This window comes from Pseudomonas sp. 86_A, assembly GCF_017491705.1.
Lineage (GTDB): Bacteria > Pseudomonadota > Gammaproteobacteria > Pseudomonadales > Pseudomonadaceae > Aquipseudomonas > Aquipseudomonas koreensis.
On sequence record NZ_JAFGYS010000002.1, the window covers coordinates 260915 to 283160 of the forward strand.

26 protein-coding genes are annotated in these 22246 nt (G+C 60.8%); 14 read left to right on the top strand and 12 right to left on the bottom strand.

Annotated features, from left to right (window positions below):
* Positions 1-27 precede the first annotated feature (27 nt).
* From J5M57_RS04530 to J5M57_RS04550, 5 genes are all read right to left on the bottom strand, one after another.
* The gene (locus J5M57_RS04530) at positions 28-939 is read right to left on the bottom strand and encodes an SDR family oxidoreductase (RefSeq protein ID WP_207847718.1); all 912 of its coding nucleotides are present in this window, start codon (positions 937-939) and stop codon (positions 28-30) included.
* A 182-nt stretch (positions 940-1121) separates the two neighbouring features.
* Positions 1122-2024, bottom strand: coding sequence for an alpha/beta hydrolase (locus tag J5M57_RS04535; protein WP_207847720.1), 903 nt, complete (start codon positions 2022-2024; stop codon positions 1122-1124).
* Positions 2024-2806, bottom strand: a complete 783-nt coding sequence (locus tag J5M57_RS04540) for a class II aldolase/adducin family protein (RefSeq protein ID WP_064586020.1) — start codon at positions 2804-2806, stop codon at positions 2024-2026. Before J5M57_RS04540 ends, J5M57_RS04535 begins: the two co-directional genes overlap by 1 nt.
* A 129-nt stretch (positions 2807-2935) precedes the next feature.
* A complete protein-coding gene (locus tag J5M57_RS04545) occupies positions 2936-3622 on the bottom strand; it encodes an LrgB family protein (RefSeq protein WP_064586019.1) in 687 nt (228 codons plus the stop codon).
* Complete coding sequence (locus J5M57_RS04550) at positions 3612-3998, bottom strand: CidA/LrgA family protein (protein WP_083366986.1); 387 nt, start codon at positions 3996-3998, stop codon at positions 3612-3614. The genes J5M57_RS04545 and J5M57_RS04550 overlap by 11 nt, the downstream gene beginning before the upstream one ends.
* A gap of 96 nt (positions 3999-4094) precedes the next feature.
* On the opposite strand from J5M57_RS04550, the gene J5M57_RS04555 reads away from it, so the two are divergent.
* Positions 4095-4982 carry a LysR family transcriptional regulator gene (locus tag J5M57_RS04555; RefSeq protein ID WP_083366987.1) on the top strand — a complete coding sequence of 296 codons (888 nt, stop codon included), beginning with the start codon at positions 4095-4097 and terminating at the stop codon, positions 4980-4982.
* Here the strand turns inward: J5M57_RS04555 and J5M57_RS04560 are convergent.
* Positions 4972-5427, bottom strand: coding sequence for a flavodoxin (locus J5M57_RS04560; protein WP_207847722.1), 456 nt, complete (start codon positions 5425-5427; stop codon positions 4972-4974). The two genes, J5M57_RS04555 and J5M57_RS04560, sit on opposite strands and share 11 nt — an antisense overlap.
* Before the next feature lie 150 nt (positions 5428-5577).
* On the opposite strand from J5M57_RS04560, the gene J5M57_RS04565 reads away from it, so the two are divergent.
* Both J5M57_RS04565 and J5M57_RS04570 read left to right on the top strand, forming a co-directional pair.
* Positions 5578-6054, top strand: coding sequence for a PAS domain-containing protein (locus J5M57_RS04565; RefSeq protein ID WP_169843120.1), 477 nt, complete (start codon positions 5578-5580; stop codon positions 6052-6054).
* A 55-nt stretch (positions 6055-6109) separates the two neighbouring features.
* On the top strand, positions 6110-6715 hold the full coding sequence (locus tag J5M57_RS04570) for a hypothetical protein (protein WP_064586014.1): 606 nt from the start codon (positions 6110-6112) through the stop codon (positions 6713-6715).
* 3 nt (positions 6716-6718) lie between these two features.
* On the opposite strand, the gene J5M57_RS04575 is transcribed toward J5M57_RS04570, so the two are convergent.
* Positions 6719-7678 carry a MerR family transcriptional regulator gene (locus J5M57_RS04575; RefSeq protein WP_169843119.1) on the bottom strand — a complete coding sequence of 320 codons (960 nt, stop codon included), beginning with the start codon at positions 7676-7678 and terminating at the stop codon, positions 6719-6721.
* Positions 7679-7888: 210 nt separating this feature from the next.
* Here J5M57_RS04575 and J5M57_RS04580 point away from each other — a divergent pair, with 210 nt between their 5' ends.
* The 6 genes from J5M57_RS04580 to J5M57_RS04605 all read left to right on the top strand — a co-directional run bounded on the left by J5M57_RS04580 (position 7889) and on the right by J5M57_RS04605 (position 10948).
* Entirely contained in the window at positions 7889-8458 is a 570-nt protein-coding gene (locus tag J5M57_RS04580; RefSeq protein ID WP_064586012.1) for a hypothetical protein, read from the top strand.
* A 129-nt stretch (positions 8459-8587) separates the two neighbouring features.
* Positions 8588-9298, top strand: coding sequence for a dihydromonapterin reductase (gene folM / locus J5M57_RS04585; RefSeq protein ID WP_207847724.1), 711 nt, complete (start codon positions 8588-8590; stop codon positions 9296-9298).
* 21 nt (positions 9299-9319) lie between these two features.
* A complete protein-coding gene (folE, locus tag J5M57_RS04590; RefSeq protein WP_064586010.1) occupies positions 9320-9880 on the top strand; it encodes a GTP cyclohydrolase I FolE in 561 nt (186 codons plus the stop codon).
* Entirely contained in the window at positions 9881-10252 is a 372-nt protein-coding gene (gene folX, locus J5M57_RS04595) for a dihydroneopterin triphosphate 2'-epimerase (protein WP_064586009.1), read from the top strand.
* A 68-nt stretch (positions 10253-10320) separates the two neighbouring features.
* A complete protein-coding gene (locus J5M57_RS04600) occupies positions 10321-10617 on the top strand; it encodes a DUF1244 domain-containing protein (protein WP_207847726.1) in 297 nt (98 codons plus the stop codon).
* Complete coding sequence (locus J5M57_RS04605; protein WP_169843117.1) at positions 10610-10948, top strand: HopJ type III effector protein; 339 nt, start codon at positions 10610-10612, stop codon at positions 10946-10948. Before J5M57_RS04600 ends, J5M57_RS04605 begins: the two co-directional genes overlap by 8 nt.
* Positions 10949-11078: 130 nt before the next feature.
* Here the strand turns inward: J5M57_RS04605 and trxB are convergent, their stop codons facing one another.
* Positions 11079-12041 carry a thioredoxin-disulfide reductase gene (trxB, locus tag J5M57_RS04610; RefSeq protein ID WP_003221727.1) on the bottom strand — a complete coding sequence of 321 codons (963 nt, stop codon included), beginning with the start codon at positions 12039-12041 and terminating at the stop codon, positions 11079-11081.
* Between the two features lie 311 nt (positions 12042-12352).
* On the opposite strand from trxB, the gene cysZ reads away from it, so the two are divergent.
* On the top strand, positions 12353-13105 hold the full coding sequence (gene cysZ, locus J5M57_RS04615; protein ID WP_207847728.1) for a sulfate transporter CysZ: 753 nt from the start codon (positions 12353-12355) through the stop codon (positions 13103-13105).
* Between the two features lie 42 nt (positions 13106-13147).
* Entirely contained in the window at positions 13148-14347 is a 1200-nt protein-coding gene (locus tag J5M57_RS04620) for a glycosyltransferase family 1 protein (RefSeq protein ID WP_207847730.1), read from the top strand.
* Between the two features lie 110 nt (positions 14348-14457).
* Here J5M57_RS04620 and J5M57_RS04625 read toward each other — a convergent pair whose 3' ends face one another.
* From J5M57_RS04625 to J5M57_RS04635, 3 genes are all read right to left on the bottom strand, one after another.
* Positions 14458-15561: an NADH:flavin oxidoreductase gene (locus J5M57_RS04625; RefSeq protein ID WP_207847732.1), complete on the bottom strand. Its 1104-nt coding sequence runs from the start codon at positions 15559-15561 to the stop codon at positions 14458-14460.
* A gap of 156 nt (positions 15562-15717) precedes the next feature.
* Complete coding sequence (locus tag J5M57_RS04630) at positions 15718-16200, bottom strand: glutathione peroxidase (RefSeq protein WP_064586002.1); 483 nt, start codon at positions 16198-16200, stop codon at positions 15718-15720.
* Between the two features lie 123 nt (positions 16201-16323).
* Entirely contained in the window at positions 16324-16809 is a 486-nt protein-coding gene (locus J5M57_RS04635; protein ID WP_064586001.1) for a peptidylprolyl isomerase, read from the bottom strand.
* On the opposite strand from J5M57_RS04635, the gene J5M57_RS04640 reads away from it, so the two are divergent.
* The 3 genes from J5M57_RS04640 to J5M57_RS04650 are packed head-to-tail and all read left to right on the top strand — an operon-like array spanning position 16778 to position 20170.
* Positions 16778-17104, top strand: coding sequence for a DUF3565 domain-containing protein (locus J5M57_RS04640; protein ID WP_045122156.1), 327 nt, complete (start codon positions 16778-16780; stop codon positions 17102-17104). The genes J5M57_RS04635 and J5M57_RS04640 overlap by 32 nt on opposite strands.
* 60 nt (positions 17105-17164) lie before the next feature.
* Positions 17165-19264 (top strand): phosphate acetyltransferase, encoded by a 2100-nt coding sequence (gene pta / locus J5M57_RS04645; RefSeq protein WP_083366997.1) that lies wholly within the window; start codon positions 17165-17167, stop codon positions 19262-19264.
* Positions 19265-20170, top strand: coding sequence for an acyltransferase (locus tag J5M57_RS04650; RefSeq protein ID WP_207847734.1), 906 nt, complete (start codon positions 19265-19267; stop codon positions 20168-20170).
* Positions 20171-20341: 171 nt separating this feature from the next.
* Here J5M57_RS04650 and cysN read toward each other — a convergent pair whose 3' ends face one another.
* Positions 20342-22240, bottom strand: coding sequence for a sulfate adenylyltransferase subunit CysN (gene cysN / locus J5M57_RS04655; protein ID WP_207847736.1), 1899 nt, complete (start codon positions 22238-22240; stop codon positions 20342-20344).
* Positions 22241-22246 lie beyond the last annotated feature (6 nt).

Sequence of the window (22246 nt, forward strand, 5' to 3'; positions counted from 1 at the left end):
ATCTGGGCGTCGGGTGGCCATCAGGTCTTATAACGAATACTTCTGCAAATTCCCCATCATCTCCTTCAACGCCTCAAGATTGTCCTTCGGATGCGCCGCGCCCTCGAAGTCGCAGATTTGCTGCCAGTGTGCGGCGACATCTTCCGGAGAAAAGCCGCTGCGCGGATCGAAGCCGGCGCCGAGGCTGCGTTCCCAACGCACCTTGCCCATCCAGCCGCCGCCGACCTCGAACAAACCAGAGGTTTCCTCGCACTGTGCGCTGGCCAGGTACACCACCAACGGGCTGACCAGTTCTGGCTTGAGCTGTTCGAACACCTGCGGCGGGATCAGTCCTTCGGTCATGCGCGTACCGCCAGTGGGGGCGATGGCGTTGACCAGAATGTTGTTCTTGCGCCCCTCAATGGCGAGGGTGCGGGTCAAACCGTAGAGGCCGAGTTTGGCCATGCCGTAGTTGGACTGGCCGAAGTTGCCGTAGATGCCCGAGGTCGAGGCGGTGAAGATCACCCGGCCGTAGTTTTGCTCGCGCAGGTGCGGCCACGCGGCGCGGGTGACTTTGTAGGCGCCTTCGACGTGGACGCGATAGACCAGATCCCAGTCGGCGTCATCCATCTTGTGGAAGGTCTTGTCGCGCAGAATCCCGGCGTTGTTCACCACCACGTCGACCCGGCCGAACGCATCCAGTGCGTTCTGCACCAGTTTGTCGCCGTCGGTGACCGAGTCGTGGTTGGCCTCGGCGATCCCGCCGGCCTCGCGAATTTCTGCCACCACGCGATCAGCGGCGGAGGCATTGGCGCCCTCGCCCTGGGTCGAACCGCCGAGGTCGTTGACCAGCACTCTGGCGCCGTGCCGGGCGAACAGCAACGCGTGCGCCCGGCCCAGGCCACCACCGGCTCCGGTGATGATCACGACTTTATCTTCGAAACGTACGGACTCATTCATCGGGACAACTCCAGCAGGCCGAGGGACAGTGACCCGAGTGTCAGGCACGGGGCTTTCGGTCACAACGAACACGGTTGGGGCTGAATGGTGGGCGATAAGGCTGGGGGATGATGAAAGCCACTTTTTAGCGTGGCGAGGGAGCTTGCTCCCTCGCCACAAATGATTCGATAAAACTCAAACCCTCAGGAGCACGCCACTTTGCGCGGCGGCAGCGCCAGGCGATCCCGAAATGCCAGGTAATGCTTGAGCACCTGCACCGGTGCTTCGATCTGCGGATAGTGGCCGATGCCCGGCAACAGCACGGTGTCCGCGCCAGCAATCAACTGCCGGTAACGCTCGACCATGTGCGCGCCGGAGATCGGATCGACTTCGCCGTCGATCACCCGCAGCGGCACTTCATCGCGCTGCATGGCCGCCACCCAGCGATCGCGCTGCACCCGGCGTTCGGGGATGTAACCGATCAGTTTGTGCATGATGCGCGGACCGCGATGGGTCTCGATCAGGCTCCAGAAATCATCCAGCTCGCTTTCAGAGGGGCCAGTCTGCGGGCCGAAAATGTGCCGAAAACTTTTCACCAGACCGTCGCGGTTGAATGCTCGGCCAATCATCCAGCCCAAGGGGCTGAGCAGCAGTTTCTGCATCAGCACCGGGCGATGGGTTTCCGGGAACAGCCCGCCGTTGAGGAACACGCAACTGGCGACTTCAATGCGCTGTTCGTAATGCCGGGCGAGCAGTTCCTGGGCAACGCTGTCGCCGTAATCGTGGGCCAGTACATGGATCGGCTGCTCGACCTGAAGATCTGCCAACAGCGCTTGCTGCAAATCAGCCTGTTCCAACAGGCTGTAGCTGTGATTCAACGGTTTGGCCGAATCACCGAAACCGAGCATGTCGCAGGCGATCACCCGATAACGCTGAGCCAAGGGTTGCCACAGGTAATGCCAGTCCCAACTGGCGGTCGGGAAGCCGTGGATCAGCAGCAGCGGCTCGCCCTGCCCTGCCGTCCAGTAGCGGATCGAGTGGCCGCGAAAGACAAACGTCCGGCTGTGCTTGCGCCAGACACACAGTGGAATCTCGGCAAGAGGCATTAGAGTTTATATCCGGGGTCTTGTTTATCGAGTTTGCGCAGCAACGCCGGCCAGGCCAACGCGCCACCCATGCCTTGAGCACTCTTGGTGACGCCGGCGATCATCGCTTTGGCGCCCGCCAGAATCTGCGGTTCGATGGCAATCAGTTCAGCACCGCCGGTCTGCGCCATGACCTGAATGTCGCAGGCGCGCTGGAAGGTGAACATCATCAGAAAGGTGTCGGCGATGGTGCCGCCGCAGGTCAGCAACCCGTGGTTGTGCAGCATCAGGAAATTGTTCTCGCCCAGATCAGCCTGCAAGCGCGCCTTTTCTTCGTGATTGAGCGCCACGCCTTCATAGCCGTGATAAGCCAGGCTCGACAGCACAAATAACGACTGCTGACTGATCGGCAAAATCCCCTGCTTTTGCGCCGACACCGCCACGCCGGACGCGGTGTGAGTGTGCAGCACACAAACCACATCGTGCCGCACTTCGTGCACGGCGCTGTGGATGGTGTAACCGGCGGGATTGATGTCGTAAGGGCTGTCCATGAGCTTGTTGCCGGCCTGATCGACTTTGACCAGGCTCGACGCAGTGATCTCATGGAACATCAAGCCGAACGGATTGATCAGGAAATCTTCGGTGCCCGGCACCTTGGCGGAAATGTGGGTGAAGATCAGGTCGTCCCAGCCATGCAGCGCGACCAGCCGATAACAGGCGGCGAGATCGACCCGGGTCTGCCACTCCGCGGCACTGACCTGGTCTTTGACATTAAGGGACGATTGGACGGGGGCTACGCTCACTGTATGCACCTCTGTTCTTGTTGTCTGGCACGTGTCAGCAGTCTAGTCAGCTCCCGGGGCTCACGTAGTTGCATTGCCAGCCAGCTTGATGACTGAGCGGGTCAGCAATGCAGACAGCTTGGATCCATGTCAAAGCAGCGACGCCAATAAAGGCGCAGCGAACAGATTGAGCAACCCGGTCAGGACCATCACCAGCCCCGCCACCGAACCCTCTTCACCGCCCACTTCATGGGCCCGACTGACACCGGCACCGTGCGCGCCGACACCGAACAACGCACCGCGCGCCAAGGCACTGCGCAGCGGCAACCACTTGAGCAATACCCCGCCAAGCATCGCGCCAAAGACCCCGGTGAACATCACGAACACCGCGGTCAGTTCCGGCACGCCGCCGAGGTCCTGCGCCAGCGGCATGGCGAACGGTGTGGTGATCGAACGCGGCACCAGCGACATCGTCACCGAGCTGTCCAGCGCCAAGGCCTTTGCCAATCCGAACGAGGTTGCGATGGAAGCGCTGCTGCCGGCCAGCATCCCAAGCAGCAGCGCCGACCAATGCTGCATCAGCAGACGCCGCTGCTGCCAGATCGGCACGGCGAAGGCGACCGTGACCGGGCCGAGCACCAGCATCAGCCAGTGGGTGTTGCTGGCATATTCGGCATACGCCGTGTGCAGCGGCACCGCGAGCGCCAGCAGCAGCGCCGGCACCAGAATCAGCGGCGACAACAAGTAACGTCCAGTGCGTCGATAGATCCAGCGACTGAACAGGTATGCCACCAGGGTGAAGGCCAGCCAGAACATCGGCATCAGTTCAAGCTTCATGGGAACGCCTCATCCGCACGGCCAGTTCCACGGTGAACGCGGTCACCAGCATCACCATCAGGGTGCTGGCGCCGATCACCAGCAGGATCCGCCAGCCGTCATGGCGCAATAGCGCGCCGTAATCGAGCAGGCTCATCAACGCCGGAATGAAGAACAGCAGCATCTCGGCCATCAACAGTCCCGCGCCCAATTGCAGTGCCGCCGGTTTGACCCAGCCGAAGGCGAATGCCAGCAGCAACAAAGCCATGCCGATCACTCCACCGGGAATCGGCCAGGCCAGCCATGCGCCGAGTTGGCAGCCGAGCAGGTAGAGGCCGAGCAGTACGGCCAATTCGGCCAACAGACGGGCAAGATGCTTGAAGAGGGTGGGTTTCATGGTTTTGGCTCCTGACAGGCGCTTATTTTACGAAGCCGACTGCCATCCCCGAAGCGAATTGTTAGACTCAAAGCTATTCCAAAACGGAATCAGGCCATGGAATTCAAACAACTGCGCAGTTTTGTCGAAGTGATGCATCAGGGCGGCTTTACCCAAGCGGCGAAAACCCTGCACATCAGCCAGTCGGCGGTGAGCAAACAGGTCGCGCAACTCGAGCAAAGCCTGGGCACGCCGCTGCTAGAGCGGCTGGGTTCGCAACTGCGCCTGACTGCCGCGGGCAGCGTCGTGCTGCAGCGGGCCGAAGGCATGTTGCGCCTGCGCAATGAATTGCTCATGGAGCTGGATGATCTGAGCCAACTGGCGCGCGGCGAATTACGCCTCGGTCTGCCGCTGCTGGGGAGTGATGCGTTGTTCGCCGGATTGTTCGCCGAGTACCGGCGGCGCTATCCGAACATCAGCATTCAGTTGCTCGAGGGCGGCAGTCGCAACGTCGAGCAAGCGGTGCTCAGTGGCGAACTGGAGTTGGGCGGCAGCCTGCTGCCGAAAGACCCGCAGTTCGACTTTCAGCCGTTCTGCGATGAGAAACTCGATGCGTTGCTGCCGGTGGATCATCCGTTGGCGGCACGCGGCGAGATTGGTCTGGAAGAATTGGCCGAGACACCGTTCCTGCTCTATCAGCGCAGCTTCGTGCTCAACGATCGGTTGTTGCAAGCCTGCCAGCAACTGGGCTTCACCCCCAAGGAAGGCGGGCGCAGCGGCCAGGCGGATTTTCTCGTGGCACTGGTGGCCGCTGGGCAAGGCGTGGTGCTGCTGCCCAGCGTGGTCGCCCGGGCACTGGAGCGTCCGGGCGTGGTGCGCCTGACCTTGCGCGCACCGGATTATCTGCGCTGGGACATCGCGTTCATCTGGCGGCAGGGCGCCTACCTGTCGAAAGCCGCCCAGGCCTGGCTGGCATTGCTGCGCGAGCGCGCGGTCAGCCCTTGAGGGTGGCGATCAATTGCGCCAGCCAAGGCTCGGCGTCGGTTTCCGGTGTCACGCTTTCGCTGGCGTCCAGACGCAGCATCTCCTGCACCTCATGCACGCCGAGCTCGGCGAACAACTCACGCATCAGCTCGCCGCCACCGCAGAACGTATCGCCATAACTGGCATCGCCCAGACCGATCACCGCGCCCGGCAAGCCGCGCCAAGCCGCTGGCAATTGATCGCGGATCGTCGAATACAGCGGCGTGAGGTTATCCGGCAACTCGCCCATGCCGGTGGTCGAGGTCACCGCAAGCAGCGCTTCAGGGCCAAAAGACAGCAGCTCCGCCAAGCTGGCGCGCGGACTGTAGAAGGTTTCAAAACCGGCGGATTTCAACAGGTTCTGAGCACGGCGAGCGACTTCTTCGGCGGTGCCGTACACCGAACCGGAGAGAATGGCGACTTTCATCAAACGGATCCTGCAACGAAAAAAGAGCGGCGATAGTACCAGTCCGAACGGCGAAGTTGCGATTGGCTCTCAATGCACAGTGCAGGCCTATAGACAGCGTCCAATGATCTTCTAGAATGCCACCACCGACAGTGCTGAAAGGTTTCATACGTGATCAACGCCAGCCTCCTGAAGATGATGATCAACGCCTCGAACGATGGCATCGTGATAGCCGAGAGAGAAGGCGAACAGGACAATATTCTGATTTATGTCAACGCGGCCTTCGAGCGCATGACCGGCTACTCCAGTGAAGAAGTGCTCTATCAGGACTGCCGTTTCCTGCAGGCGGGAGACCGTGACCAGCCGAGTCTGGCGCGAATTCGCGAGGCCCTGCGCAACAATGCTTCGTGCAGGGAAATCATGCGCAACTACCGCAAGGACGGCACGCCGTTCTGGAATGAGCTGTCGGTGTCGACGGTGACAAACACCGAAGACGGCCTGACGTACTTCATCGGTGTGCAAAAGGACGTGACCGCTCAGGTCAAGGCGCAGCAGCGCGTGGTGCAACTGGAAAGCGAGGTCGCCGCCCTGCAAGCCGAACTCGCGGCCCTGAAAGCGACGAACGGCGAAAACAAAAATGCGAACTAAGTGTCAGTAACTACAATCACCAATGACTTTGTAACTATATTTTTCGAGCCAGACCATGCAACGCGACGCCCTCCTGACCCAGGACGAGCTGGATTTCATCCAGACCATGCAGCACAACCCGCAACTCAATGTGCGGGATGCGACGTCGAGCCTGTTGGTCAATGGTGGTTCGCAGATCCGTGATTTGCTCACGCGCTTGGCCGCTCACGAACAAGTGACGATCCAGGCCAACTTCGAAAATCAGCAAATGACCTTTCCGTTGCATCTGGTGGAAGACGAATTCCACGCGTTGCACCTGCGACTGGGCGTGCCGAGCATTTACGAAGACGGGCCGATGATTCGTCCCTGGCGACTGACGCTGGAAGAGCCGGTGGCGCTGGAAAATGCCAAGGGTCAGCCTGGCACGATGTGGGTGCACGAGGTGTCGCACAAAGGCGTGCTGCTGGAAATGCGCAACAAGACCAAGCCACCCAAGCATTTCGCCTTGTGGTTCAGCCCTTCAGGTTATGAGCGGATTTCCCTGCGCGGCAATTTCGAGCGTGAAACCGAACACGGTTTCTACGCCTACGAACTGAGCCAGACCGATCCCGATGAAACCGAACGCCTGCGCCAGTTCATCCTGCAACAGCACCGCCTGACCCACCCTGCCCTGCACACCTGAGTATCAGGTACCGAGTTTGCCCGCGAGAAATTGCGTCAGCCGCTGCTGCATCGTCGCCCCTTCGTTGCCCAGGCAGCCGATTGACGAACCGGCCAGCGTGTCTTGCGCCAGATCCGCTGCATCCCCGGCCAGCAACACCTGACAATCCAGGCTCAGCGCCAGTCGATTCAGACGACGCGGCAGTTCCGGCGTCGGTGCATGATTGGAAAACAGCACCAGTGCCTGAGGTTTGATCTTTTCGCAGACCAGGGTGAGTTCATCGAATGGCTGGCCCGTGGTCAGCACGCGCACACCGATGTCACTGCCACTGAGAAATAGCGCAGCCACCAGCAACTCCAGCTCACGGCACTGGCCGGCCAAGGCGCTGACGATGATTTTGCGCGGCTGCGGCTTGCGCAACACCATGATCCGCCCCAGCACCCGGGTGCGCAGGAAGCCATCGAGAAACAGCCATTCGCTGGTTTGCCCGAAGGCGTCGCGATGCTGCAGCTGACGCCGCCACAGCGGCAACAGAATGTCCTGAAACACCACCGGCAACGGGTACGAAGCAAAGATCTGCGAGTAGACGCGGTCCAGTTCTACATCGTCGAAAGCGCTGACCGCACGCTGCACCTGGTCCTGCCACTGCTGATAATCGGCCGCTACCAGGTCATCGGAAATGATGTGCGCCAGCGATTTCAACGGCTCGGTTCGAGCGAGGATCTTACTGATCTTGCTGACCGCCACGCCGCGGTCGATCCATTCGACAATGCTGCGCACACGCTCAATATCGGTCATCGAGTACAGGCGATGCCCACTTTCGGTGCGTACCGGTTCGATCAATCCGTAGCGGCGCTCCCATGCGCGCAGCGTGACCGGATTGACGCCGGTGAGCCGAGACACCTCACGAATGGGAAAGAGTTCTTCACGCTCCAGTGCGACAGATGCCTGCGAAGCAGGTTTGATGTCCGTGATGACAGGCATGGTGTAGTGAGTCCGCTGGAAATAATTGGATCCCATTCTACATCCGATGCCCTCTATCGGCTCAAGCATGAACTACGACGAAAGTCGCTGAAACGGTAATCAAATTCAGGAATAATCCTTGCTTGTTGAAAAACGCAGGCCTCTACCCACGGCTCTGCGTCTGGCGAATCTCCTACCCGGAGTGCCGCTCTCGGAATACGGAGATACATAATGTCTACTTCCCCCGTCACATTGATGGTCGCACGTCGTGTTGCTGCAGGTCGCTTTCAGGACATGATTGCCTGGTTGCGCGAAGGCGAACAGCTGGCCACCGACTTTCCCGGTTATCTCGGCTCTGGCGTGCTCGCTCCGCCGCCCGGTGATAACGAATTCCAGATCATTTTCCGCTTCGGCGACGAGCAGACCCTGCATGCCTGGGAATACTCGGCCTCGCGCACGGCCTGGCTGGCGCGTGGCAGCGACCTGTTCGAACATCCCAAGGAACATCGGGTCAGTGGCATCGAAGGCTGGTTCGGTGCCGCAGGACAACGACCACCGCGCTGGAAACAGGCCGTAGCGATCTGGCTGGCGTTCTTCCCGGTGTCATTGCTGTTCAATTTTGTCCTCGGGCCTTTGCTCGCCGAAATGAGCCTGCTGCCGCGGGTTTTGATCAGCACGGCGTGCCTGACGCCGCTGATGGTCTACTTCTTTATTCCGCTGTCGACGCGGTTGCTGGCCAACTGGTTGAACAGCACGCCGACACGTCCTTTGCCTGTGACACCTTCCGCACAAAATCGCTGAAAGATCGCAGCCTCATTGCGCCACAGCTCCGACAGGATCGATGCGTCCCTGTAGGAGCTGCCGAAGGCTGCGATCTTTTCGGCAGCGCCGCTGTTATAGTTTTTACTCTAACCGCGACGCGAGCCCTTCATGAGCACTTCCTCCGCCCCGATCCTCATCACCGGCGCCGGCCAGCGGGTCGGCCTGCACTGCGCGCGACGCCTGCTCGAAGACGGCCATCGCGTCATCTTCAGCTACCGCAGCGAACGTCCGGGCGTACAAGCCCTGCGTGATCTGGGCGCGGTCGGGGTGTATGCGGACTTTTCCAGCGAAAGCACGATTCTCGCCTTCATCGAAGCATTGAAAAGCCACACCGACCGCCTGCGCGCCATCGTCCACAACGCCTCCGAATGGCTGGCGGAAACCCCGGACAACGACGCCGACGCGTTCGTGCGCATGATCAACGTGCACATGCTCGCGCCGTACCTGATCAACCTGCACTGCGCCGAGCTGCTCAAGCGCTCGACCCCGGCGGACATCATTCACATCAGTGACGACGTCACCCGCAAGGGCAGCAGCAAGCACATCGGCTATTGCGCCAGCAAGGCCGGGCTCGACAGCCTGACCCTGTCGTTCGCTGCGCGTTACGCGCCGGCGATCAAGGTCAACGGCATCGCGCCAGCCCTGCTATTGTTCAATCCCGACGACGACGCGGCGTACCGCGCCAAGGCTTTGGCCAAATCTGCGCTGGGCATCGAGCCCGGCAGCGAAGTGATCTACCAGAGCCTGCGCTATCTGCTCGACAACCCCTATGTCACCGGCACGACCCTGACCGTCAACGGCGGACGGCACGTCAAATAAGCTGCTGCGCGAGGATCGCCCATGAGCCGTACCCTGCCCGAGAATTACCGCGAGATCCTCATCGGCCTGGGTGAAGACCCTGACCGCGAAGGCCTGCTCGACACCCCGGTGCGCGCAGCCAAAGCCATGCAATACCTGTGTCACGGCTACGAACAGCGTGTGGATGAGATCGTCAACGGCGCACTGTTCGCCTCCGACAGCGACGAGATGATCATCGTCGCCGACATCGAGCTGTACTCGTTGTGCGAACATCACCTGCTGCCCTTCATCGGCAAGGCCCATGTGGCTTATATTCCGACGGGGAAGGTGCTGGGGCTGTCGAAGATTGCGCGGCTGGTGGACATGTTCGCCCGGCGCCTGCAGATTCAGGAAAACCTCACCCGGCAGATTGCCGATGCGGTGCAGCAAGTCACCGATGCCGCCGGCGTCGCGGTGGTCATCGAGGCCCGGCACATGTGCATGATGATGCGCGGTGTCGAAAAACAGAATTCGACCATGAACACCTCGGTCATGCTCGGCGCCTTTCGCGACTCGAGCAACACCCGTCAGGAGTTCCTGCAATTGATTGGACGGAGCAAGTAAATGTCACAACTTCAACCGGGAATGGCGCGCATCCGGGTCAAGGATCTGCGCTTGCGCACCTTTATCGGAATCAACGAGGACGAGATCCTCAACAAGCAGGATGTGCTGATCAACCTGACCATCCTGTATGCCGCGCAGGAAGCGGTGCGCGACAACGACATCGATCACGCGCTGAACTACCGCACCATCACCAAGGCGATCATCGCCCACGTCGAGGGCAACCGTTTTGCGCTGCTCGAACGCCTGACCCAGGAATTGCTGGATCTGGTGATGAGCAATAGCGCCGTGCTGTATGCCGAAGTCGAAGTCGACAAGCCGCATGCGCTGCGGTTTGCCGAATCGGTGTCGATCACCCTCGCCGCCAGCCGCTGAGCGTGTCTGGCGCATTGCTCGCCAGACTTTTATCATCCGCGCCACGAATAGACTGCACAGAGCCCATCATGACCGAGCAACAACGCCTCGAACTCGAAGCCGCCGCCTTCCGCCGGCTGGTCGCCCATCTGGACAGCCGCAAGGACGTGCAGAACATCGACCTGATGAACCTTGCCGGGTTCTGCCGCAACTGCCTGTCCAAGTGGTACAAGGCCGCCGCCGACGACCGTCAGATCGAGGTCAGCCTCGACGACGCCCGTGAAGTGGTGTACGGCATGCCTTACGCCGAGTGGAAAGCCCAATACCAGCAAGAAGCCAGCGCCGAACAACAGGCGGCGTTCGCCAAAGGAAAATCCAATGAGTGATCTGAACACCCTGCGCGCCAGCCTCAAGAGCGGCGAACATCTTTTCGCCGACACCCTGGCCTTCATCGCCGCCGGTTACGACTACCAGCCTCAGGCGTTCAACAACGGTGGCGTGGAAAACGCTGCCGGGCAAAACGAAGGTTCGTGCAAGACATTGGGTCTGGCACTGCTGGAAGGCTTGAGCGATGAAGAGGCGCTGCTGGCGTTCGGCGAGCATTACCGCTCGGTGGTGGCGACGCCTGAGGGCAGCGACCACGGTAATATTCGTGCGCTGATCAAGCATGGTCTGGACGGTGTGAAGTTCGAATCACAGCCGCTGACCCGCCGCTGATTCAAGATCAAAAGATCGCAGCCTCCGGCAGCTCCTACACCGATCTCCGTAGGAGCTGCCGGAGGCTGCGATCTTTTGATTCTCATAAAAAAACCGGCCTGATTGGCCGGTTTTTTTTTGTGTCTGCGATTTAGAACGAAGCGTTCTGCAGACCGTCCAGGTAACGCTCGGTGTCCAGTGCCGCCATGCAGCCGGCGCCGGCCGAGGTGATGGCCTGACGGTAAACGTGGTCAGCCACGTCACCGGCGGCGAAGATGCCTTCGACGCTGGTCGCCGTCGCGTTGCCGTCACGGCCGCCCTGCACCACCAGATAACCGTCTTTCAGGGTCAACTGGCCTTCGAACAGCGAAGTGTTCGGGGTGTGGCCGATGGCGATGAACACGCCGTCGACTTTGATTTCGTCGAAGCTGCCGTCGTTGTTCTTCAGGCGCGCACCGGTCACGCCCATGTTGTCGCCCAGCACTTCGTCGAGGTTGGCGTTCAACTTGAGGATGATCTTGCCTTCGGCCACACGGGCGTTGAGCTTGTCGATCAGGATTTTCTCGGCGCGGAAGGTTTCGCGACGGTGGATCAGGGTCACGGTGCTGGCGATGTTGGCCAGGTACAGCGCTTCTTCAACCGCGGTGTTGCCGCCGCCGACCACAGCCACTGGCTTGTTGCGGTAGAAGAAACCGTCGCAGGTCGCGCAGGCGGAAACGCCTTTGCCCATGAACGCTTCTTCCGACGGCAGGCCCAGGTAGCGAGCGCTGGCACCGGTAGCGATGATCAGGGCGTCGCAGGTGTAGGTCGCGCTGTCGCCGGTCAGGGTGTACGGCTTGGCGGCGAAGTCCACAGCGTTGATGTGATCGAAAACGATCTCGGTTTCAAAACGCTCGGCGTGCTCGCGCATCCGCTCCATCAGTGCCGGACCGGTCAGACCGTGCACGTCGCCCGGCCAGTTGTCGACTTCGGTGGTGGTGGTCAGTTGACCGCCGGCCTGCATGCCGGTGATCAGCAGCGGCTTGAGGTTGGCGCGGGCGGCGTAGACCGCAGCGCTGTAACCGGCAGGGCCGGAACCGAGAATAATCACTCGCGAATGACGGACTTCAGACATGACCTGCTCCTGTTGACCGCGCCGAAAGACTGGCGCGGAACGCCGGACTGCCGGCGGGAATAAAAAAGGACTGTGGATAACCTTGGGGAAGGCATGAACTCGACAGTCCTGTAAAAAGTTGGGTGCAGCGTATCGAGGGGGGCAAGATTAAGGAAATACGGTTTAACAATCCAGCTCATAGGTGGTCTCTATGCGCAGACACTGACGAGATGAACGTCTTTGTTACAGTGAATGTCGATCGCTCTGCCGCGCTTTCCCGCGTAGTGCAAAGTCGGTAAGGTCGGCGCGTTTTCCCTTGCTCGGAGCACCTTATGCCCGCCCCTGTTCTGTCCGGCCCGCAATACCTGCGCGAAGGCCTCAAACTGGTCCTCAGCCCCAGCCTGCGCCTGTTCGTGTTGTTGCCGCTGGCAATCAACCTGGTGCTGTTCGTCGGATTGATCTATCTGGCCGGCCATCAGTTCAGCCTGTGGGTCGACAGCCTGATGCCGTCACTGCCCGACTGGCTGAGTTTCCTCAGCTACATCCTCTGGCCACTGTTCGTGCTGCTGGTGGCGCTGATGGTGTTCTTCACCTTCACCATGCTCGCCAACGTGATCGCCGCGCCGTTCAACGGCTTTCTCGCGGAAAAAGTCGAAGTGGTGGTACGCGGCACGGATGATTTCCCGGCGTTCAGCTGGGGCGAACTGATCGCGATGATCCCGCGCACCCTCGCCCGGGAAATGCGCAAGCTCGGCTACTTCCTGCCGCGAGCGATCGGCCTGTTCATCCTCTCGTTCATCCCGGTGGTGAACATCGTCGCCGCGCCGCTGTGGCTGCTGTTCGGCGTATGGATGATGGCGATCCAGTACATCGACTACCCGGCGGACAACCACAAACTGGGCTGGAACGAAATGCTCGCCTGGCTGCGGCAGAAGCGCTGGCAGAGCATGAGTTTCGGCGGCATCGTCTATCTGGTGCTGCTGATTCCGGTGGTTAACATTCTGATGATGCCGGCGGCGGTGGCCGGGGCGACCTTGTTCTGGGTGCGTGAGCGCGGTGCCGAGAATCTGGTGACACAACGCTGAGATCGCGTCACAAATCCATCATCTGAACGTCACAAGCACGACATGGCCTCAGCCGACACTGAGGTCATGACGACAGCTCTGCATATCACCCTGATCAGCGAAACCTTCCCACCGGAAATCAACGGGGTGGCCAATACCCTTGGCCGCTTGTGCGATGGCTTGCGCGCGCGTGGGCATCAGGTGGAACTGGTACGGCCACGCCAGGCCGGCGATCCGCAGCGCGCCGAGGATGACGCGCTGTTGCTGTGTCGGGGCTGGCCGCTGCCTGGGTATCCGGGGCTGCAATGGGGACAGTCGTCGATGCACAAGCTGCTGCGGCGCTGGAAACGCCAGCGGCCGGACGTGCTGTACATCGCCACCGAAGGCCCGCTCGGCTTGTCGGCCCTGCGCGCAGCACGACGGCTGGGGATCTCGGTGGTCAGCGGCTTTCACACCAATTTCCAGCAGTACACCAACCAATACGGGCTGGGCTTGCTCACGCGCTTGCTGACCCACTATCTGCGCTGGTTCCACAACCGTTCGGCGATGACCCTGGTGCCGAGTGTCAGTCAACGTCTGGAACTGGAGCGCCGGCACTTCGACCGCCTCGCCCTGCTCTCTCGAGGCGTGGACAGCCAGTTGTTTCACCCGGCCAAGCGGCTGAACGGATTGCGTGAACAATGGGGACTGAGCGAGCAGGACATTGCGGTGATTCACGTAGGACGCCTGGCCCCGGAGAAGAATCTGGGCCTGCTCAGGCGCTGCTTCGACAAACTGTGCAGCACGTACCCACAGCGCAACCTGAAGCTGATCGTGGTCGGTGACGGACCGCAACGGCTCGCGCTGGAAAAGGAGCTGCCGCAGGCGATCTTCTGCGGTTCACAACGCGGCGAAGCGCTGGCGGCGCACTATGCCTCCGGGGACCTTTTTCTGTTTCCGAGCATGACGGAAACCTTCGGCAATGTGGTGCTCGAAGCCTTGGCCTCCGGTCTGGGGGTGGTGGCGTACGATCAGGCTGCAGCGGCGCAGCACATCCGCCATGGCTACAACGGCGTGTTGGCGATGCCCGGTGATGAACAGGCGTTCTGCGATGCGGCGGCGTGGTTGTTGGAAGAGGACGAGACGTTGCGTTGCGTGCGCCTGAATGCGCGCCAGCATGCCAGTCGTCAGGGCTGGGCGGCGATCATCGAGCAGTTTGAAAAGCATTTGCGGGGGGCGTGTGTACGGGAGCAGGTGTTGCCGGATGCGCAGACATTGCCTTAGGTTTCTGCAGATTTTGAAACAGCCATCGCGAGCAGGCTCACTCCTACAATTTGGAACGCATTCCAGTGTAGGAGTGAGCCTGCTCGCGATGGCGTCGGTACTGACAGCGCTTAAACCAGCGTCATCAACGCCTCGCGGCTGAACGGCAGAATGTCCTGTTCACGCCCTTCACGCACTTTCAGCGCCCAGTCCGGGTCCACCAGCAGCGCACGGCCCACCGCCACCAGATCGAACTCGTCGTTGTTCAGACGCTCCAGCAGTTTCTCCAGGCTCGCCGGTTGCGCGACCTTGTCGGTGTTGACCATGAATTGCAGGAACTCGCCGTCCAGGCCGACGCTGCCCACGGTGATGGTCGGCTTGCCGGTCAGCTTGCGTGTCCAGCCGGCCAGGTTCAGCTCGGAACCGTCGAACTCAGGCTCCCAGAAACGCCGCGTCGAGCAGTGGAAAATGTCCACACCCGCGTCAGACAGCGGCTTGAGGAATTCACCCAGCGCTTCCGGGGTTTGCACCAGACGCGCGGTGTAGTCCTGCTGCTTCCACTGGGAGAAACGGAAGATGATCGGGAACCCTTCGCCGACCGCGGCACGCACCGCCTGGATCAATTCGATGGCGAAACGCGAACGGTTGGCAAGGCTGCCGCCGTATTCGTCGGTGCGTTGGTTGCTGCCTTCCCAGAAGAACTGGTCGATCAGGTAGCCGTGAGCACCGTGGATTTCCACGCCGTCCATGCCGATACTTTGCGCATCCTTGGCGGCCTGGGCGAACGCAGCGATCACATCCTGGATGTCCTGCCGGGCCATGCCGTGCACCACGACCTGACCGTCCTTGAGTTTTTCCGACGGGCCGTAACCCGGCACGCTGGCGTCCGGCTCGGTGCCGATGCGGCGTACGCTGCCCACGTGCCACAGTTGCGGAACGATTTTGCCGCCCTCGGCATGCACCGCGTCGACGACTTTTTTCCAGCCAGCCAACGGGGCTTCGCCGAAGAACTGGGGCACATTAGGGTAGCCATTGGAGGCTACGTGGCCAACGGTGGTGCCTTCGGTGATGATCAGGCCGACGCCGGCGGCAGCACGACGACGGTAGTACTCGATGACTTTGGAGTTGGGTACGCCACCCGGGGAAAACGAGCGGGTCATCGGCGCCATGACCACACGGGTCGGCAGTTCGAGGGCACCGAGGTGGAAGGGTTTGAACAAGGCTTGAACGGGCATCGGGAGGCTCCACGAAAAGTTATCGACAGGCATCAATCTATATGACGGCGATAATATGCAGCTCCGTTCTCACGCGATAGCACTATTGATAAGAATGATTAAGGCTCAAAAGGCAGGCGAAAAAAATCGCAGCTCGATGGCTGCGATTTTTTTGTTTCAGCTCAGCGCTTTTTCAATCGCATGAACGATGGTCGGATCATCCGGCGCGGTGCGCGGCGAGAACCGCGCCAGCACCCGGCCGTCCTTGCCGAGCAGAAACTTCTCGAAGTTCCAGGTGATATCCCCGGGAAACTCCGCGCCCTCGCCCGCCAACAAGCGGTAGAGCTGATGACGATCATGCCCGTTGACTTCGAGCTTGCTCGACAACGGAAATGTCACGCCATAGTTGAGGCTGCAGAATTCCTGGATTTCCTGTTCGCTGCCTGGCTCCTGCCCGGCAAACTGGTTGCACGGCAGGCCCAGCACACTGAAACCTTTGTCCTTGAATTGCTGATAGAGGTTTTCCAGCGCTGCGTACTGTGGGGTCAAGCCGCATTTGGAGGCGACGTTGACCACCAGCACGACTTGGCCCTTGAAAGGCGCCAGCGGTAGCTCCTGACCATCCAGGGCTGTCAACTTAAGGTCGTGAAAAGCACTCATGACGTACTCCAGGATTCCCGTGTTCTACTCGAAACAGCCACTTGGCGAGAGCACCAAGGACAGCCGCGGACTAAAAAGGCGCCCGCAGGCGCCTCTCCAGTACTCGAAGCTTAGCGCAGAAAATCAGTGGTGATGGCCACCTTCGCCATGGACGTGGCCATGAGCGACTTCTTCCTGGCTGGCGTCACGGATATCAACGACCTTCACTTTGAAGTTCAGGCGCTGACCGGCCAGTGGGTGGTTACCGTCAACGGTGACGTCGTCGCCGTCCAGGTCACGGATGGTCACGATCTGCATCTGGCCGTCCGGCGCCGAAGCGTGGAACTGCATGCCGACTTCCAGCTCGTCAACGCCTTCGAACATGCTGCGGCTCAGGGTGCTGACCAGTTCGGCAGCGTATTCGCCGTAAGCGTCTTCCGGCTCAACGGAAACTTCCAGCTCGTCACCAACAGCCTTGCCTTCCAGAGCTTTTTCCAGGCCCGGGATGATGTTGCCTGCGCCTTGCAGGTAGACCAGCGGAGCGCCGCCGGCGGAGCTGTCGATGACCTCACCAGCGTCGTTGGTCAGGGTATAGTCGATGGAGACAGCCTTATTGGCGGCGATCAGCATGGGGCGAGACCTTTTGCAGAAGAATATAGAAAGACCAAGTTTAGCGAAGCAATCGCGCGAAAGCGAACACAACCCGGACAAACGGGATTCGACGATCACCGGTTTCCATCAGGACGAGGACGGTCACTGGGTGGCCGAGCTTTCCTGTGGCCATACTCAACACTTGCGTCATCAGCCACCATGGCAATCGCGCGCCTGGGTCCTTGACCCGGCGCAACGTATTGAAAAAATAGGCCAACCCTTTGCCTGCGGTTGGTGCGCACAAGGCTCGGTTAGCGATAACCTTGGCGACTGAATTTCGGTAGGCGGTCACGTATAGATCGCCACCATTGCCATGCACCCTTAGAGAATTCGCATGCAAACTTTTTTTATCGCGCCCACCGATTTTGGCGTGGGTCTGACCTCCATCAGCCTCGGGCTGGTGCGTACCCTGGAGCGGGCCGGACTGAAAGTCGGCTTCTTCAAGCCGATCGCCCAACCGCATCCGGGCGACACCGGCCCTGAGCGCTCCACCGAACTGGTGGCGCGCACCCATGGTCTGAAACCACCGCAACCCTTGGGCCTGGCCCACGTCGAGCGGATGCTTGGCGACGGTCAGCTCGACGAACTGCTCGAAGAAATCATCGCCCTTTATCAGCAAGCCGCCATTGGCAAAGACGTGCTGGTGGTCGAAGGCATGGTGCCGACCCGCAGCGCCAGCTACGCCGCGCGGGTCAACCTGCACCTGGCGAAGAGCCTGGATGCCGAAGTGATTCTGGTCTCGGCCCCGGAAAACGAAGTGCTCGCCGAACTCTCCGGTCGCGTGGAACTGCAGGCGCAGTTGTTTGGCGGCCCGAAAGATCCGAAGGTCCTGGGCGTGATCCTCAACAAGGTCAAGACCGACGAGAGCATGGACGCCTTCGCCACGCGACTGAAGGAACATTCGCCGTTGTTGCGCAGCGGGGATTTCCGCCTGCTCGGCTGCATTCCGTTCCAGCCGGAACTCAACGCGCCGCGAACCCGCGACGTCGCTGACCTGATGGGCGCGCAGGTGCTCAACGCCGGCGACTACGAAACCCGGCGCATGACCAAAATCATCATTTGCGCGCGCACCATGCGCAACACCGTGGAGTTGCTCAAGCCCGGTGTGCTGGTGGTGACCCCGGGCGACCGTGACGACATCATCCTCGCGGTCAGCCTCGCGGCACTCAATGGCGTACCGCTGGCCGGCCTGCTGTTGACCAGCGACACCCTGCCCGATCCGCGCATCATGGACTTGTGCCGTGGCGCGTTGCAGGCCGGTTTGCCGGTGTTGTCGGTGAGCACCGGCTCCTACGACACCGCCAACCTGCTCAATGGCCTGAACAAGGAAATCCCCATCGATGACCGCGAACGCGCGGAGATCATCACCGATTTCGTCGCCAGCCATCTCGACGCCAAATGGCTGCACCAGCGCTGCGGTACACCACGGGAAATGCGCCTCTCGCCAGCGGTGTTCCGTTATCAACTGATTCAACGCGCGCAGTCGGCGAACAAACGCATCGTCCTGCCCGAAGGCAGCGAACCGCTCACCGTGCAAGCGGCGGCGATCTGCCAGGAACGCGGGATCGCCCGTTGCGTGTTGCTGGCCAAACCCGAGGACGTCGAAGCCGTGGCCCGCGCTCAGGGCATCGAGTTGCCGCCGGGGCTGGAGATTCTCGATCCGGACCTGATCCGCGAGCGCTATATCGAGCCGATGGTCGCCCTGCGCAAGAGCAAAAGCCTCAACGCGCCGATGGCCGAACAGCAACTGGAAGACACCGTGGTAATCGGCACCATGATGCTCGCCCTCGATGAAGTCGACGGACTGGTCTCCGGCGTGATCAACACCACTGCCAATACGATCCGCCCGGCCCTGCAACTGATTAAAACGGCACCGGGCTGCACGCTGGTGTCGTCGGTGTTTTTCATGCTGTTTCCCGAGGAAGTGCTGGTCTACGGCGACTGCGTGATGAACCCGCACCCGAGTGCTGCGGAACTGGCCGAGATCGCCCTGCAAAGCGCTGACTCGGCAGCCGCATTCGGCATCACCCCACGGGTGGCGATGATCAGCTACTCCAGCGGCGAATCCGCCAGCGGCGAGGAAGTCGAGAAGGTGCGCGAGGCCACCCTGCTCGCCCACGAGCAACAGCATTCGCTGCTGATCGACGGTCCGCTGCAATACGATGCCGCCGCCAACGCGGAAGTCGCCCGGCAACTGGCGCCGAACAGCCAGGTGGCCGGTCGCGCCACGGTGTTCGTGTTCCCCGACCTGAACACCGGCAACACCACCCACAAAGCCGTGCAGCGCAGCGCCGACTGCGTCAGCCTCGGCCCGATGCTGCAAGGCCTGCGCAAACCGGTGAATGATCTGCCGCGCGGCGCGCAGGTCGACGACATCGTCTACACCATTGCCTTGACCGCGATTCAAGCCGCCAACCGACCTATGGATGTGTAAATGCTGGATTTTCTCCCTGCACCGCTGCGCGGCGTGATTGCCTCGCTGTTGTTGGCGCTCAATACGATTCTGCTGTGCTCGTTCCTGTTCTGCGTGGCGCTGATCAAAGTGCTGCCGTTCGACCTCGCCCGCCGCGCCTCGCTGTGGCTGATGAGCCACACCCACGAAGCGTGGATCAGCAACAACAAGGCCTGGATGAACCTGGTGCGCCGCACGCGCTGGCACATCAGCGGCCTGCAAGGCCTGGACTACCAACACTCGTACCTGATCACCAGCAACCACCAGAGCTGGGTCGATATCCTGGTGCTGCAATACGTGCTCAACCGGCGTATTCAACCGCTGAAATTCTTCCTCAAGCAGGAGCTGATCTGGGTCCCGGTGATCGGACTGGCGTGGTGGGCGCTGGGCTTCCCGTTCATGAAGCGTTATTCCAAGGCCTACCTGGAAAAGCACCCGGAAAAGAAAGGCAAAGACCTGGAAACCACACGCAAGACCTGCGCGAAATTCCGCAACAACCCGGTGGGGATCTTCAACTTCGTCGAAGGCACGCGTTTCACCGAAGGCAAGCATGCGCAGCAGCAATCTCCATTCAAATACCTGCTCAAACCCAAGGCCGGTGGCATCGCGTTTGTGCTGGATGCGATGGGTGAACAGCTGGAGTCGATCGTCAACGTGACCATCCACTATCCGGGTGGGCGTCCGGGCTTCTGGGACCTGTTGTGCGGCAATGTGCGGGACGTGGTGGTGCACTTTGAAGAGCTGCAGATTCCGCCGGCATTCATCGGCAAGAACTACGACCAGGACGGCGAGTATCGCCTGCAGTTTCAGGGCTGGATCAATCAGCTGTGGCAGGACAAGGATGCGTTGCTGGAACAGATGCACCGCGATTATCCAGCCAAGCGCTAATCCCCTGTAGGAGTGAGCCTGCTCGCGATTGCGGTGGATCAGCCACTCTCAATGTTGAATGGCACACCGCTATCGCGAGCAGGCTCACTCCTACAGTTGACCGAGTTGGCCCGAAATAAAAAGCCCGCCGATGATCACTCATCGGCGGGCTTTTTGGTTTGCAGCTAACGCTTAGATCGCGCCACGCTTGCGCAGCAGATCCAGCACTTGCTTGACGCTTTCTTCCAGCGACAGCGACTGGGTGTCGATCACCAGATCGGCGTTCAGCGGCACGTCGTACGGGAAGGATTCGCCCGGGATGTTGTCGCCACCGGCGGCATACAGACCTTGCGGATCACGTTCGGCGCACACGGCCGGCGAGGCCTGCACATAAACGGTCAGCAGACGATCCTTGCCGATCAGGTCCTTGGCCTGCTCGCGACCTTCAGCGCTTGGTGCAACGAACGCTGCCAGGGTCAGCAGGCCCGCTTCGTTGAACTGACGCGCCACGTGCGCGGCACGACGCCAGTTCTCGGTGCGGCCGGCGCGATCCTGTGGCAGACCTTTGTTCAAGTCATGACGCAGGTTCTGACCATCGAGCACAAACACCGCACGGCCCATGTCGAACAGCTTGCGTTCAACCGCGTAGGCCAGCGTGCTCTTGCCCGCGCCCGACAGACCGCTGAACAGCACGGTGGCCGGTTGCTGGCCGAAGCGCTGGGCACGTTCTTCAGTGGCGACATGAGCCAGTTTGCCGTGGTGCGAAGCCGTGCCGTGAGCCAGCGGCTGAGCGACGATCATGCCGGCGCCGACAGTGCCGTTGGTCAAACGATCGATGATGATGAACGCGCCGGTGGTGCGGTTGCTGTCGTAACCGTCGAGGGCGATCGGCGCGTCGAGCGCGATCTTCACCTTGCCGATTTCGTTGAGCTGCAACGCGCTCGCCGGGCCTTCTTCGAGGGTGTTCACATCGACCTTGTTGACGATGCTGGCGATCGAGCCCGGCACGTAACTGGTGGCGCGCTTGATGTCGTATTTCTTGCCCGGGAGCATCGGCTCTTCAGCCATCCACACCAGCATCGCTTCGAAGGTGTCGGTGACCGGCGGCACGTTGTCGGCATGCACCAGCAGGTCGCCACGGGAGATATCGATCTCGTCTTCCATGGTCAGCGTCACCGCTTGACCGGGACCTGCGTGCTCCAGCTCACCTTCGAAAGTGACGATGGACTTCACGCGGCTGCTCTTGCCCGACGGCAGCACCACGACTTCGTCGCCCTTCTTGACGATGCCGCTGGCGAGGGTGCCGGCGAAACCGCGGAAGTTCAGGTTCGGACGGTTGACGTACTGCACCGGGAAACGCAGATCGGTGAAGTTGCGGTCGCCCGCCACTTCCACGGTCTCGAGAATTTCCATCAGCGACTGGCCGGTGTACCACGGCGAGCGCTCGGACTTGTTCACCACGTTGTCGCCCTTGAGGGCGGACATCGGCACGAAGTGCATGCTGGTCGGCTTCATCTTCAAGCCTTCAGCGAACTTCAGGTAGTCGGCCTTGATCGACTCGAACACACCCTGATCGAAGTCCTTCAAGTCCATCTTGTTGATGGCGACGACGATGTGCTTGATGCCCAGCAGCGAGGCGATGAAGCTGTGGCGACGGGTCTGGGTCTGCACGCCGTAACGGGCATCGACCAAAATGATCGCCAGGTCACAGGTAGACGCACCGGTGGCCATGTTGCGGGTGTACTGCTCATGGCCGGGGGTGTCGGCGATGATGAATTTGCGTTTGGCGGTGGAGAAATAGCGGTAAGCGACATCGATGGTGATGCCCTGCTCACGCTCGGCCTGCAGGCCGTCGACCAGCAACGCCAGGTCGATGTCGTCACCGGTGGTGCCGACTTTCTTCGAATCGCGGGTGATGGCTTCCAGGTGATCTTCGTAGATCATCTTGGAGTCGTGCAGCAGGCGCCCGATCAGGGTGCTCTTGCCGTCATCGACGTTACCGCAGGTCAAAAAGCGCAGCAGCTCTTTACGTTCGTGCTGGCCCAGGTAGGCGAGGATGTCCTCGCTGATCAAATCAGATGCGTGCGACATGACAAC

Coding starts and splice junctions, on each gene's coding strand:
- cysN (WP_207847736.1), bottom strand. CDS start 22,240: ATGTCGCACGCATCTGATTTGATCAGCGAGGACATCCTCGCCTACCTG.
- J5M57_RS04555 (WP_083366987.1), top strand. CDS start 4,095: ATGGAATTCAAACAACTGCGCAGTTTTGTCGAAGTGATGCATCAGGGC.
- J5M57_RS04545 (WP_064586019.1), bottom strand. CDS start 3,622: ATGAAGCTTGAACTGATGCCGATGTTCTGGCTGGCCTTCACCCTGGTG.
- J5M57_RS04550 (WP_083366986.1), bottom strand. CDS start 3,998: ATGAAACCCACCCTCTTCAAGCATCTTGCCCGTCTGTTGGCCGAATTG.
- cysZ (WP_207847728.1), top strand. CDS start 12,353: ATGCCCGCCCCTGTTCTGTCCGGCCCGCAATACCTGCGCGAAGGCCTC.
- J5M57_RS04530 (WP_207847718.1), bottom strand. CDS start 939: ATGAATGAGTCCGTACGTTTCGAAGATAAAGTCGTGATCATCACCGGA.
- folE (WP_064586010.1), top strand. CDS start 9,320: ATGAGCCGTACCCTGCCCGAGAATTACCGCGAGATCCTCATCGGCCTG.
- J5M57_RS04650 (WP_207847734.1), top strand. CDS start 19,265: ATGCTGGATTTTCTCCCTGCACCGCTGCGCGGCGTGATTGCCTCGCTG.
- trxB (WP_003221727.1), bottom strand. CDS start 12,041: ATGTCTGAAGTCCGTCATTCGCGAGTGATTATTCTCGGTTCCGGCCCT.
- J5M57_RS04635 (WP_064586001.1), bottom strand. CDS start 16,809: ATGCTGATCGCCGCCAATAAGGCTGTCTCCATCGACTATACCCTGACC.
- J5M57_RS04570 (WP_064586014.1), top strand. CDS start 6,110: ATGCAACGCGACGCCCTCCTGACCCAGGACGAGCTGGATTTCATCCAG.
- J5M57_RS04535 (WP_207847720.1), bottom strand. CDS start 2,024: ATGCCTCTTGCCGAGATTCCACTGTGTGTCTGGCGCAAGCACAGCCGG.
- J5M57_RS04625 (WP_207847732.1), bottom strand. CDS start 15,561: ATGCCCGTTCAAGCCTTGTTCAAACCCTTCCACCTCGGTGCCCTCGAA.
- J5M57_RS04575 (WP_169843119.1), bottom strand. CDS start 7,678: ATGCCTGTCATCACGGACATCAAACCTGCTTCGCAGGCATCTGTCGCA.
- J5M57_RS04640 (WP_045122156.1), top strand. CDS start 16,778: ATGGAGACAGCCTTATTGGCGGCGATCAGCATGGGGCGAGACCTTTTG.
- J5M57_RS04580 (WP_064586012.1), top strand. CDS start 7,889: ATGTCTACTTCCCCCGTCACATTGATGGTCGCACGTCGTGTTGCTGCA.
- folM (WP_207847724.1), top strand. CDS start 8,588: ATGAGCACTTCCTCCGCCCCGATCCTCATCACCGGCGCCGGCCAGCGG.
- J5M57_RS04630 (WP_064586002.1), bottom strand. CDS start 16,200: ATGAGTGCTTTTCACGACCTTAAGTTGACAGCCCTGGATGGTCAGGAG.
- pta (WP_083366997.1), top strand. CDS start 17,165: ATGCAAACTTTTTTTATCGCGCCCACCGATTTTGGCGTGGGTCTGACC.
- folX (WP_064586009.1), top strand. CDS start 9,881: ATGTCACAACTTCAACCGGGAATGGCGCGCATCCGGGTCAAGGATCTG.
- J5M57_RS04600 (WP_207847726.1), top strand. CDS start 10,321: ATGACCGAGCAACAACGCCTCGAACTCGAAGCCGCCGCCTTCCGCCGG.
- J5M57_RS04605 (WP_169843117.1), top strand. CDS start 10,610: ATGAGTGATCTGAACACCCTGCGCGCCAGCCTCAAGAGCGGCGAACAT.
- J5M57_RS04560 (WP_207847722.1), bottom strand. CDS start 5,427: ATGAAAGTCGCCATTCTCTCCGGTTCGGTGTACGGCACCGCCGAAGAA.
- J5M57_RS04620 (WP_207847730.1), top strand. CDS start 13,148: ATGGCCTCAGCCGACACTGAGGTCATGACGACAGCTCTGCATATCACC.